This is a genomic window from Streptomyces sp. NPDC087270 (assembly GCF_044744625.1).
Classification (GTDB): Bacteria; Actinomycetota; Actinomycetes; order Streptomycetales; family Streptomycetaceae; genus Actinacidiphila.
Map to the genome: position 1 here is coordinate 19,804 of NZ_JBIUYR010000011.1, position 12,220 is coordinate 32,023.

The 12,220-nt window shown below is 73.9% G+C and carries 9 protein-coding genes and 1 pseudogene; 5 read left to right on the plus strand and 5 right to left on the minus strand.

Going from position 1 to position 12,220, the window contains the following annotated elements; genetic code table 11:
* Positions 1-19: 19 nt before the first annotated feature.
* The 3 genes from ACIPAE_RS22230 to ACIPAE_RS22240 form a co-directional block, all read right to left on the minus strand.
* Positions 20-589 carry a thiol-disulfide oxidoreductase DCC family protein gene (locus tag ACIPAE_RS22230; RefSeq protein WP_402447389.1) on the minus strand — a complete coding sequence of 190 codons (570 nt, stop codon included), beginning with the start codon at positions 587-589 and terminating at the stop codon, positions 20-22.
* A 157-nt stretch (positions 590-746) separates the two neighbouring features.
* Positions 747-1,169: a hypothetical protein gene (locus ACIPAE_RS22235; RefSeq protein ID WP_328468322.1), complete on the minus strand. Its 423-nt coding sequence runs from the start codon at positions 1,167-1,169 to the stop codon at positions 747-749.
* 340 nt (positions 1,170-1,509) lie between these two features.
* Complete coding sequence (locus ACIPAE_RS22240) at positions 1,510-4,227, minus strand: MMPL family transporter (RefSeq protein ID WP_402447639.1); 2,718 nt, start codon at positions 4,225-4,227, stop codon at positions 1,510-1,512.
* Between the two features lie 174 nt (positions 4,228-4,401).
* Between ACIPAE_RS22240 and ACIPAE_RS22245 the strand changes: the two are divergent.
* Together ACIPAE_RS22245 and ACIPAE_RS22250 are read left to right on the plus strand one after the other, a co-directional pair.
* Positions 4,402-5,109: pseudogene (locus tag ACIPAE_RS22245) on the plus strand (response regulator transcription factor); the annotation flags it as partial.
* Between the two features lie 194 nt (positions 5,110-5,303).
* Positions 5,304-6,920, plus strand: a complete 1,617-nt coding sequence (locus ACIPAE_RS22250; RefSeq protein ID WP_402447391.1) for a sensor histidine kinase — start codon at positions 5,304-5,306, stop codon at positions 6,918-6,920.
* A gap of 72 nt (positions 6,921-6,992) precedes the next feature.
* Here the strand turns inward: ACIPAE_RS22250 and ACIPAE_RS22255 are convergent, their stop codons facing one another.
* Positions 6,993-8,207, minus strand: coding sequence for an MFS transporter (locus ACIPAE_RS22255; protein ID WP_329365595.1), 1,215 nt, complete (start codon positions 8,205-8,207; stop codon positions 6,993-6,995).
* A gap of 87 nt (positions 8,208-8,294) precedes the next feature.
* On the opposite strand from ACIPAE_RS22255, the gene ACIPAE_RS22260 reads away from it, so the two are divergent.
* Positions 8,295-8,900 (plus strand): MarR family winged helix-turn-helix transcriptional regulator, encoded by a 606-nt coding sequence (locus ACIPAE_RS22260; RefSeq protein WP_402447393.1) that lies wholly within the window; start codon positions 8,295-8,297, stop codon positions 8,898-8,900.
* 34 nt (positions 8,901-8,934) lie between these two features.
* Here the strand turns inward: ACIPAE_RS22260 and ACIPAE_RS22265 are convergent, their stop codons facing one another.
* Complete coding sequence (locus ACIPAE_RS22265) at positions 8,935-9,087, minus strand: hypothetical protein (protein ID WP_402447394.1); 153 nt, start codon at positions 9,085-9,087, stop codon at positions 8,935-8,937.
* 234 nt (positions 9,088-9,321) lie between these two features.
* On the opposite strand from ACIPAE_RS22265, the gene ACIPAE_RS22270 reads away from it, so the two are divergent.
* Together ACIPAE_RS22270 and ACIPAE_RS22275 are read left to right on the plus strand one after the other, a co-directional pair.
* Positions 9,322-9,714: a hypothetical protein gene (locus tag ACIPAE_RS22270; protein WP_329365590.1), complete on the plus strand. Its 393-nt coding sequence runs from the start codon at positions 9,322-9,324 to the stop codon at positions 9,712-9,714.
* On the plus strand, positions 9,714-12,170 hold the full coding sequence (locus ACIPAE_RS22275; protein WP_402447396.1) for a DUF4132 domain-containing protein: 2,457 nt from the start codon (positions 9,714-9,716) through the stop codon (positions 12,168-12,170). The genes ACIPAE_RS22270 and ACIPAE_RS22275 overlap by 1 nt, the downstream gene beginning before the upstream one ends.
* Positions 12,171-12,220 lie beyond the last annotated feature (50 nt).

Here is a 12,220-nt window from a genome sequence, read left to right on the forward strand (position 1 = left end):
GTCCTCCACCCGGGTGAGCCTATCCGGGGGCGGGCCCGCAGCCGTCCGTGCAGGTGCCGTCGTGCTCCCCGGCGCCGGTGCGGGTGCCGGTGCGTGAGGTGGGAGCGGGGTCGGGGTCGGGGCCAGGCTCCGGGCTCGGCCCGGGCGCCTGGCTCCATCCGGTGACCCGGTCGTACGTCCAGCCGGGCGCCATCCCGTACGTCACCTTCCCCGGCGGCCTGGCCGGCGGGTGGGCGAGCGCGCCGTGGCTGGTCGTACCGCGGTACTTCGCCGCGCTGAGCACCGCGGCCCGGGCCAGCCGTCGCCCGGCCGGCCTGGTCAGGGTGTGCGCGAACTCGCGGTGCCCGGCCAGCGCCCACAGGCAGACGATGAACGCGTTGTCGCCCCGGTAGACCTGGCCCTGGTCGCCCACCGCGGTGATCTCCTTGGCCGTGGCGGCGTGGTCCAACTCCGGGAAGCGGCGCAGCGCTTCGCCCGACCCGGTGGGCACCAGGTCGATCGGCACGAGCTGCCGCTGCCGGGCCAGCCAGTCCGCGACGAACGAGCACAGCTTGCAGCGCGGGTCGTACAGCACGGTCAGCCCGCGCAACGGCCGGCGGGGGATCGCCCGGCGGGGGACCGGCCGGCGTCCGCTCCCGGTCGCGCTCCCACTCCCGCTCCCGGTCCCACTCCTGCTCCCGGTCACGCGTGCCGCGGCCGGCGGCCGGTACGGCTCCGCCCGGCGGGCCGCGGTGCCGGCGGCCATCTCAGGCCCCCGCGGGCTTGGGCGCCCACGCGGTCGGCGTGGTGTCGTCCGGCTCGATCGGCGGGTACTGCTCGCGGTCGCTCAGGCCGCGCCGCCGGAAGCGGTTGAGGACGTAGACGTTGCCCAGGTGCATGGCGCCGAGCACCAGCAGGACGACGCCGAGCTTGACCGACAGCGCCTCGAAGACCTCACGGGCGTCCTCGATGGTGTCCGTGGTCTTCAGGTAGAGCGCGACGAAGCCGAGGTTGACCAGGTAGAAGCCGACCACCAGCAGGTGGTTGACCGCGTCGGCCAGCTTCTCGTCGCCGTGCAGGACGTCGGACAGGAAGAGCCGGCCGTTGTGGCTGAGCGTCCGGGCCACCCAGACGGTCAGCGTGACGCTGATCGCCAGGTAGATCACATAGGCGAGGACGGTGAGGTTCATGACGCATTCCACCCCTGGGAGAGTGCTCTTGAACGTGTTCAAAACTCTGACAGCAAGGATGCTAGCCCTGTTCTTGAACGTGTTCAAGACTGCCAAGTGCCGTCACTGCGGGACTGGGTGACGGAGTGACGGTCTTGCCGGGTGGCGGGGCGGGGCAGACGAAAGCGGCCCGGCTCCCTCGGGGAGGGAGCCGGGCCGCGTCGGGTGGGTGCGGGAATGCCGCGCCGAGGTGGATGGGCGCGGGAATGCCGCGCCGAGGGACGGGGCGATCGAGCACGTTCGACCGTCGACACCGGGTCCAAGTGCCCGGAGGCGAGACAGCGGTTGGGAAGGGGGCCGTTCAGTCGGAGTGGGCGAGTTCCAGGTCGACGTCTCCGTCGCCGTCACGTTCGTGGTCGGTCAGCCGGACGGTCGCGGGGAAGGGCGGGTAGCCCATGGTGAGGAGGGTGTAGCTGCCCGGGTAGAGGTTGGCGAAGGCGTAGGAGCCGTCCTCGGCGGTGCGGGCCTCGGCGACCTGGTGGCCGTCGGCGTCCCTCAGGACGACCTTCGCGTCCTCGACGGGGCCGCCGTCGGCGCGGCGTACGGTGCCGGTGAGCGAGCCCGTGCCGGTCAACACCAGGTCGCAGTCGACCTGGTGGCCGGCGGTGAGCACGCTCGCGGTCTGCGGGTGGTGCCCGGGGGCGCCCGCCACCAGGACGTAGGAACCGTTGCCCGGGGCCGGCAGCGAGAAGGCGCCGTCCGGGGCGGCCTGGGCCCGGGCGGCCTGGCGGCCGTCCGAGGCGATCAGGGTGAGCTCGGCGCGCGGCACCGGCAGCCCGGCCGCGCCGGTCACCCGCCCGCGCACCAGCGGACCGGGGGCCGGAGCCGGGCCGTCGCCCGGGGCGACCGCGACCCCCGGCGCGGCGGCGGTCGCGAACCCTTCGGCCTCCTCCTCGGCCGGCTCGACCGCAAGATGCGGCAACCGCTTGTCCAGCCACCTCGGCAGCCACCAGTTGGCCGGGCCGAACAGGTGCATCAAGGCCGGCACCAGCACCGTGCGCAGGATGAACGCGTCCAGCGCCACCGCCCCGGCCAGACCGATGCCGAACATCGCCAGCACCCGCTGGCCGCTGAGCACGAAGGCCGCGAAGACGCAGATCATGATGACGGCCGCGGAGTTGATCACCCGGCTGGTCTCGGCGAGGCCGACCCGTACCGCCCGCGCGTTGTCCCTGGTGTGCACCCACTCCTCGTGCATCCGGCTGACCAGGAACACCTGGTAGTCCATCGACAGGCCGAAGAGCAGCGACAGCATGATCACCGGCAGGAAGGCGTCCACCGGTCCCGCCCGCCCGGCGAGCGCGCCGCCCCAGCCCCACTGGAAGACCGCGACCAGCACCCCGAAGGAGGCCGCGGCCGCCACCAGGTTCATCACGGCAGCGGTCAGCGGCACCACCAGCGAGCGGAACGCGAACAGCAGCAGCACGAAGCCGAGCGCGATGATCACCCCGATGAACAGCGGCAACTTGCCGTACAGCACCGTGGAGAAGTCCTCGAACATCGCGGTCTGGCCGCCGACGTACGCCCGCATGGTGCTGCCCTTCTCGGCCGCGGGCACCACGTCGTCACGCAGGTGGTCGATCAGGTCGGACGTCGCCTTGTCCTGCGGGGAGGTGGTCGGCACCGCCTCCACCAGCGCGACCTTCTGGCCGGCCTTCATCGGCATCTGGGCCGCGTAGGCGATGCCGTGGGTGGCGCGCAGATGCGTCACCAGGCCGTCCAGCGCCGCCTGGTCGCCGGCGGACGGCACCTCGGCGAGGATCGTCAGCGGGCCGTTGAAGCCGGGCCCGAAGCCCTCGGCCAGCATGTCGTACGCCTTGCGGGTGGTGGTGCCGGCCGGGTTGTTGCCCTGGTCGGAGGAGCCGAGCCGCAAGGACAGCGCAGGGATCGCCAGCGTCGCCATCACCACGACCGCGACCGCCGCGAGCGAGCGCGGGTGCCGCTGGAGGAAGCCCGACCAGCGCGCCGCCGGGCCGTTGACCTGCTCGACCTGCGGCCCCGACGCGGCCAGCGCCCGCCGCTGCCGGCGGCTGAGCACCCGCAGGCCGAGCAGGCCGAGCAGCGCGGGCAGCAGCGTCATCGCCGCCGCCACGGTGATCACGACCGTCAACGCGGCTGCCACCGCAACGCCGTTGAGGAAGGTCAGCCGCAGGGTGAACATGCCCAGCAGCGCGATGCACACCGTGCCGCCCGCGAACAGCACGGCCCGCCCTGAGGTGTTGAGGGCGACGACCGCCGCGTCCTCCGGGCTGCGGCCGCGCAGGATCGCCCGCCGGTGCCGGGTGACGATGAACAGCGCGTAGTCGATGCCGACGCCCAGCCCCACCAGCGTCGCCAACTCCGGTGCGAAGTCGGCCACATCCATGCCGTGGCTGAGCAGGATGATCGCCGAGGACGCGATGCCGATGCCGAACAGCGCGGTGACGATCGGCAGCAGCATCCCGAACAGCGAGCCCAGCGCCAGGAAGAGCACCACCCCGGCGGCCGCGATGCCGATGCCCTCGGCGAGTTCGGGCAGCGGCTGCTCGGCCTGGGCCGGCTTGGCGCCGCCGACCTCGACCCGCAGCCCGGGCGCCCGCGCCGCGTGCGCGGTGTCGATCAGCGACTGCGCCTGCCCGTTGGACAGTTCACCGCCGATCTTGGTGTACGTCACGGTGGCGTACGCGGTCCGGCCGTCCTTGCTGATCTGCGCCGCGCCCGCCGGGTCGTACGGGCTGACCACCGCGCCGACGTCCTTCTGGTGCGCGATCCGCGTCAGCGCCGGGGTGATCCGCTGCCGCACCTGGGCGTCGCGCACCGAACCGGAGTCCACGTGCCACACCACGGTGTCGGCCTCACCGGACTGCTCGGGCACCGCCTTGCCCATCAGGTCGAGCACCTTCGCGGACTCGGTGCCCTTCAGCGAGAACGCGTTGGAGTACGCGTCCCCGGCCATCCGGCCCGCGCCGCCCACGATCAGCAGCGCGGCCGACCACAGCAGGATCACCCACCACTTGTGCCGGAAGCACCAGCGCGCCACACCCGCCACGTCACATCCCCCATCGTCGGTCGAAGTCGCATCCGAACCCCGAACGGCCCGTCCCTTCAGCGTCCGTGGCCGCGCACCCCCTCACCAAGCCGAACCGCGTTCTCTCAAGGAACTCCAAAGTTCGCCGCCGTCCGCCCGCCACACCGCCCACGGATACTGAGGGGCATGGACGCCACCGTGCTCATCGTCGAAGACGAACCCGGTATCGCCGACATCCTGCGAATCACCCTGAAATACAACGGATTCACGGTATACGAGGCGGCCACCGGCCGGCAGGCGCTGGCCGCCGCCCGGGAGCACCGGCCGGACCTGGTGCTGCTCGACGTGATGCTGCCCGACGGCAACGGCTTCGAGGTGTGCCGGGCGCTGCGCGAGGAGCGCGCCGCCGAAGGCGCGGGGCCGGACGGCGACCGGACCGACGCGCCCGCGGTCATCTTCGTCACCGCCCGCGACGCCCCGCGCGACGTCGTGGCCGGACTCGCCCTCGGCGGCGACGACTACATCACCAAACCCTTCGGGGTCGACGAAGTGGTGGCCCGGGTGCACGCGGTGCTGCGCCGCACCCGCCGCGACCCGCTGCCCGCCGCGCGGCTGCTGCGCCACGGCGACCTGGAACTGGACGAGGCCACCTACACCGTCCGCCGAGCCGGACAACCGGTCGAACTCACCCCCACCGAGTACAACTTGCTGCGGCACCTGCTGCGCAACGCCGGCCGCATCCTCACCAAGGAACAACTCCTCCAGCACGTCTGGCGTTACGACACCGCGGTGTCCTCCACCGTCGTGGAGACGTACATCTCCTATCTGCGGCGGAAGTTGGACCGGTTCGGGCCGCCGCTGATCCAGACCAGGCGCGGGGTCGGCTACGGCATCTGCACGGCGCCGGGCGCGGCCCGCGATGTCCTTCGGTCGGGTGACCCGCGTCAAGCAGGTGACGGGCGTCAGGCCGGTGACGCGGGGCACGCCGATGGCGGGCGTCAGTCCGGCGACACGCGTCGAGCCGGGGACGCGTCCGGCGACGTGTCCGGGGACGTGTCCGGGGACCTGCCTGGGGACGGCGGTGCGGCGTGAGGGCGGCGGCGACGGTGTGGGCGCGCTGCGGGTTCTGGCCGCGCCCGCACTCGCTGCGCGGCCGGTTCACCATCGCCAACGTGCTCTTCCTCGCGGTCGGGCTGGTGCTCGCCGCGGCCGCGAGCATCGCCGCCACGTACGTGGTGCTGGTCGGCGAGATCGACGACTCGTTGAAGTCGTCGCAGTCGACCATGGCGCACGCCTCCCTCGACGCCAGCGGGCTACGGCAGTTGTGCACGCTCGCCGACGTGCTGGGCGGCAAGGGCGGCGGCTCGGCGGTGGCCAGGACGTTCCAGCAGGACCTGCTGATCGTGCTGGACCCGCACGGCAGGCCGGCCACGATCTGCCAGAACGGCGCGACCCCGGTCGACGCCGAACAGCGGTCCCTGGCAGCCGCGTTGCCTGACCCGCGGAAGCTGGCGAGCGGTGGCGCGGTGACCGTGCACGGCGGCGGCAGGAAGTACCGGGTGGTCGGGGTGCGGCTGGCCGACGGCACCATCGTGGTGCGGGGCATGCGGCTGAGCGGGGTGGACCACGCGGTCGGCGAGCTGCTGGTCGTGGAGGGCTGCGTCGGGGTGGTGCTGCTGGCGCTGCTCGCGGCCGGCTCGCTCACCGCCGCCCGCCGGCGGCTCAGCCCGCTGGAGGACATGGTGGAGACCGCCTCCGCGATCTCCGAGGGCGACCTGTCCCGGCGGGTGCCGGAACCGACCGCCCGGCACGGCTCGGAGGAGGTCGAGCAGCTCAGCGGCTCGCTCAACGCGATGCTCCAGCAGATCGAGACCGCGCTCACCGACAGCGAGCGCGCCACCGCCCAGTTGCGGCAGTTCCTCGCCGACGCCTCCCACGAACTGCGCACCCCGCTGGCGTCCGTACGCGGCTACCTCCAGCTGTACGAGAAGGGCATGCTCGACGCCGACGAGCAGGACCGGGCGCTGCGCCGGGTCTCGGCGGAGGCGTTGCGGATGAGCCGCCTGGTGGACGAACTCCTGGCGCTGGCACGGCTGGACGACCGCCCCGCGCTGCGGCTCGGCCCGGTCGACCTCGCCTGCCTGGTCCGGGAGGCCGCCGCCGACCTGGCCGCGCAGCAGCCCGAACGGCCGCTGATGATAAGGGTGTTGGCTTCTCCCGCGACGGTCGCTCCCGCAGCGGTCGCTCCCGCGGCGGTCGCTCTTGGGGTGGCCGGCGCCGGAGCGCCCGACGCCGGAGCGGCCGGCGCCGAGACGGCGGACGCGGACCTGCCACCGGTCCTCGGCGACGAGGCCGGGCTGCGGCAGATCATCGGCAACCTGCTGGGCAACGTCCGCGTGCACACCCCCGCGGACGCCCCGGTCACGGTGGAGGTCGCCGCCCACGGCACCGACGAGGTACGGCTGTCGGTGAGCGACCGCGGCCCCGGGCTCGCCCCTGCCGATGCCCGCCGCGTCTTCGACCGCTTCTTCCGGGCCGCGCCCGACCGCGCCCGCGACACCGGCGGCGCCGGCCTCGGCATGTCCATCGTGCACGCGCTGGTCCAGGCCCACCACGGCGAGGTCACCGTGCGGACCGCACCCGGCCGCGGCCTGACCGTGGAGGTCACGCTGCCTGCGGTGAGCAGGCAACTCGCGCCCGCGTGAAGGCGAGTGCGCGGACCGGGCCGCGGGCGGGGGAGCCTGAACCGGTCCGCGCGCGGGGGGAGCCCGGGGCGCTCATGCGGCGGGTACCGGCTCGGCCGGCAGCGCGCGGGCGGCGCGGACCCCGGGCACGGCCGCGGTGCCCAGGCACGCGGCGGCGACGAGGGCGGCCGAGACGTACAGGGGCGCGGCCGGGCCGAAGGAGTCGGCGGCGAGCGGCGCGACGGCGTACCCCACGGGCATCGCGGCCAGCGACAGCAGCCAGTCGTACGACGTGACGCGGGCGAGCACCCCGGCGGGCACCGACGCGTAGACGTAGGTCTCCCAGACCGGGGTGAGCAGGCCGAGCGCTGCCAGGGCGAGGCCGTAGGAGGCGACCAGCAGCCACGCGGGCGCGCCGGCGGCGAGCAGCGCCAGCGGCAGCGCGTACGTGGCCAGGCCGAGGTTGCCGGTGAGGATCGGGCGGCGCAGCCGGACGCGGGAGGCGAGCAGCGAGCCGAGCAGCAGACCGACCGAGCCGGCTTCCAGGACCGCCACCCAGACCCCGTCGCCGCCGGCCTCGCGGTGCACCACGAGCGGGCCGAGCGTGGCCAGTACGGCCGCCGCACCGTTCCAGATCCCGTGCGCCACGAGGCTGGTCCAGTACCAGTCGCGGGAGCGCACCTCGCTCCAGCCCTGGACCAGGTCCTTGCGGATCGACCGCCGGGGTATCCGCTCGCGCCGCACCCGGATCACCGCGAGCATCGAGGCGCTGGCCGCGAAGGACGCCGCGTCCAGTACGAAGGCCCAGCCGGGTCCGGCGGTGAAGATCAGCGCGCCCGCGACGGCCGGGCCGGCCAGCCGGGTGGCGTTCGCCGCCGAGGCGGTCAGCGCGTTGGCCCGCAGCAGGCCGGCGGCGCCCACGGTGCCGTTGATCAGCGGCCCGGTGGTCGGCATCGCGAAGGCGGAGGCGGTGCCGCCGATCGCCTCGGCCACCGCGATGTGCGCCAACCGCGGTGACCCGCCGATGAGTTCGAGGCCCACCAGGAGTTGTGCGGCGCACCGGACCAGGTCCGTGACGAGGGCGACCTTGCGTGCGTCGAGCCGGTCGGCGACCACCCCGCCCAGCGGGAGCAGCAGCAGGCGCGGCACCATCGCGCAGCCCAGCACGAGGGCGAGCGCGGAGGGCGAGCCGGTGGCCCGGCTGATCGCGATGGCCAGGGCGGCGGGGACGACGGCGTCGCCGAGCGCGGACAGGGTGCGTCCGGCGAACAGCAGGCGGAAGGCGCGGAGTCGGAGGGGGTGCGTCACGCCCGCAGGGTATTTCGGCATCGAATCTTTCGTCAACGAATATTTCGCTGACGATGGACCACGGTCGATCGGCAGTAGGATGCCGCCATGACCCCCGCCTCCGACGTCCCGCCCGGGCCGCCCGGGCCACCCGCGCTGCCCGCGGCGCCCGCGCCGCCCGCTCCGGCGAAGCGGCCCCCGCGCGCCGGGAGCGCGGCCCGGGACTGGACGGACGGGCACGTCGCGCGCTGGGAGCCGGTGCTGCCCGGCCTCGACCCCGACATCGAGGGCGCGGTCACCCGGGCCAAGGCGCTCACCGACCACCTGCGCCGGGTGCGGGAGCGCTCGCTGGTCGACTTCGGCCTGCACAAGCACGAGTTCGACACGCTGCACACCCTCGCCGGCCGCGGCGGCCGCGCCGCCCCCTCCGAACTCGCCGCCGATCTGAAGATGGCCCCCGCCTCGATCACCGGGCGCCTGGACGGCCTGGAGCAGCGCGGGTTCGTGCGCCGCAGCCACTCCGCGGAGGACCGCCGCCGCGTCGACGTCGAACTCACCGAGGAGGGCCGCGCCGCGTGGCTCGGCGCGCTGGACGTCGTCGGTCACGAGGAGTACCGCCTGCTGGGCACCCTCAGCCCCGCCGAACGCCGCACCCTGTCCGACCTGTTGCGCCGGATCATGGTCGTGGCCGAGGACCCGGACGACGGGCCGTAGGCACACCCGGCCCCGGGGGCCAGGCGCGCGGGACTCAGACGGACGCTGCTGCGCGCGGCAGTTGGCGCAGGGTCGACGGGTCGGTGATCGACGCGCCGTCCGCCAGCAGGAACGCCTTGGAGAGCGCCACCGCCAGCACCCCGCCGTCCTCCTCGAACGGCAGGAGCAGCCGGGCGGGCGCGCGCACCGCCCGCACGTCGACCGGGTCCGGCTTGCCGTCGCACAGCCGGTCGTGGAACCAGCGGGCCGCCGTGCGCGGCTTCGGGTCGTCCGGACCGGCGGTCAGCCGCCCGACGGTGGCAGGCTATGCGCGGCCACCGACATCGGCCACCGACACCGGCCACCGGCAGTGGCCGGCCGCAGCAGCCACCGACGCCCGCTGCCAGGAGGCGTGTCGGTGGGGGCATCTAGGGTCGGTTCCATGGCAACGGTGACCTTCGTCGACGAGACGACATCCGGTGGGCGGAGCGGCTCCTGGGGGCTGGAGATCGCGGAAGAACGGCTGACGGTGGGGGAGTTGATACGCAGGAGGGTCTTCCAGGAGGTCGCGGAGTACCACGCGGCCGGGTCGGAGGTCTTCCGCGGCCTCGTCCAGCCGTCCGACGCCGAAGTGGCCCTGAACGGATACCGGTTGCGCACCCCGCGCCGGATCGACCCGGAGCAGCAGTACGAGTTGGCCCGCACCGCCTTCGGGCGCAACGGCTTCCTGGTGCTCGTGGGGGACCGCCAGGTCGAGGAGTGGGACCAGGAGATCGACCTGCCGCTCGGCACCGAAGTGGTCTTCCTCAAGCTCGTTCCGCTGGTGGGTGGCTGATGGCGGTCTTCGGCGAACTCGTGGTGGAGGTCCGGCGGCACGCCGCCGAGCGGAACATGGGCCTGCTGGCCGGCACGCTGGTGCGGGCGGTCACGCGGTCCGGCCGGCTGTACCCCGGCATGGAGAAGCCGATCGAGGCGGTCCGGGAACTGCCGGACGACGACCGGCGCCGCCTGGTCGGCGCGCTGGTCGACCGGCACCGGGCCGGCACCGACACCGACGAGGTCCGCGACCTGGTGCTCCAACTGGTGACCCTCCTCGCCCAAGGTCTCGGCGAGGACACCCTCGCCACCGAACGGTCGCTGCGCCTGGACCGGTACGCCCACACGCACAGCGTCTGGTACGGCGACGAGCTGGCCGTCCTGGTGGCGGCCGAACTCGCCGCCGGGCGGACCCTGCCACCCCCGGTGGTCGGCGTCGTACGGCGCAGCGCCCTGGTCGCCTACCGCAGCGGCCCGCTGTCCGCGCTGGCGAAGAACCTCGCCGAGCCCGCGCTGAACATCGGCGAGCCCTGGGCCGAGGCCGCGCTCGCGGATGCGGCCGAACTCGGCCCGTCCTGGGTCGAACTGCTGCGGCACGCGGCCACCGCGACCGCCGCGCGGCCGAACGGGGCCTGGGAGAAGAAGGGCCGCGCCCTGCTCGACCCGCTCGACCCGGACGCCGTACGGGCCCGCGTGACCGGCTGGCTCGCCCGGGTCGGCCGCCCGCGCACGCTGCCGTACGAGGAGCAGGCGTACGCCCCCGCGCAGAACGACCTGTTCGACCCGTACAACGCCAACGCGCTGCGCGGCCTGACCTGGCTGCTGTCGCTGCTCCCGCCGCACCCCGACACCGCCCGCGCGCTCGGGCGGCTGGTCGAGACGTCGCTGCGCAAGGTGCCCGGCACCGGCCCGCGCAACCCCAAGGTCGCCAACGCCGCCGTGCTGGCGCTGTCCAGGACCGAGGGCGAGGCCGCGCTCGCCGAACTCGCCCGGCTCGCCTCCCGCGTCACCTTCAAGGGCACCCTCAAGCAGCTCGACACCGCGCTGGAGACCCGGGCCACCGCGATGGGCCTGAGCCGCGAGGAGGTCGAGGAACTCGCGGTCCCCACCTACGGGTTGACCGAGGTCGGCCGACTGCCGCACGAGCACGGTGAGTTGGCGGTGACCGCCGGGAAGGCGGTACTGACCTGGCGGAACGCCGCCGGCAAGACCGTGAAGAGCCCACCCGCGCCGCTGAAGCGGGAACAGCCCGAGCTGATCGCCGAGTTGAAGGCGACCGCGAAGGACATCGACAAGATGCTCAGCGCGCAGGCCGAGCGGCTGGACCGGCAGTTCCTGGCCCGCCGCACCTGGGCGTATGCCGCGTGGCGCGCGAGCTACCTCGACCACCCGCTGGTCGGCACCCTCGCGCGGCGCCTGCTGTGGACGGTCGACGGCCGTGCCTGCGGCTGGGCGGACGGCGGGTTGCGCACCCTCACCGACGACGCGCTCGGCCCGGTGGACGCCGCCGCCACCGTCGAGCTGTGGCACCCGGTGGGGCGGGAGCCGGCCGAGGTGGTCGCCTGGCGGGACTGGCTGGAGCGGCACGAGATCACCCAGCCGTTCAAGCAGGCCCACCGCGAGGTGTATCTGCTCACCGACGCCGAACGCGCCACCCGGACGTACTCCAACCGGTTCGCCGCGCATGTGCTGCGCCAGCACCAGTTCCACTCGCTGGCCGCGGTCCGCGGCTGGCGCAACAAGCTGCGGCTGATGGTCGACGACACCTATCCGCCCGCCGTGCGCGAGCTGCCGCGGTGGGGACTGCGGGCCGAGTACTGGATCGAGGGCACCGGCGACGCATACGGCGCGGACACCACGGAGTCCGGGTCCTACCTGCGGCTGAGCACCGACCAGGTGCGCTTCTACCCGGCCGGCGCGCCGGAGAACTGGGCGCACGCCGGCGGCGGCGGTTACGGGCAGGGTCGGCGGCAGACGCCCGCCGAGGCACTGCCGCTGGAGGAGGTCCCCGCGCTCGTGCTCAGCGAGGTGCTGCGCGACGTGGACCTCTTCGTCGGTGTGGCCAGCGTCGGCAACGACCCCACCTGGCAGGACGGCGGCCCCGGCGGCCACTTCCAGGCGTACTGGCACAGCTACAGCTTCGGCGAGCTCTCGCAGACCGCCGAGAGCCGTCGCGACCTGCTCACCCGGCTGGTGCCGCGGCTGGCGATCGCGGACCGGTGCAGCATGGAGGGCCGGTTCCTGCACGTACGCGGCGAGCGGCACACGTACAAGATCCACCTCGGGTCCGGGAACATCCTGATGACGCCGAACGACGCGTATCTCTGCATCGTGCCCACGTCCGCACCGGGCGCCCCCGGTGTCGGCTACCTGCCCTTCGAGGGCGATCGCACCCTGGCGGTGATCCTCAGCAAGGCGCTTCTGCTCGCCCGCGACACGGAGATCACCGATCCGACGATCCTGAGCCAGCTCTGAGCCGACGCCGAACCCCTGGTGTGCTCGGCTCCTTCGCACGGAAGGAGCCG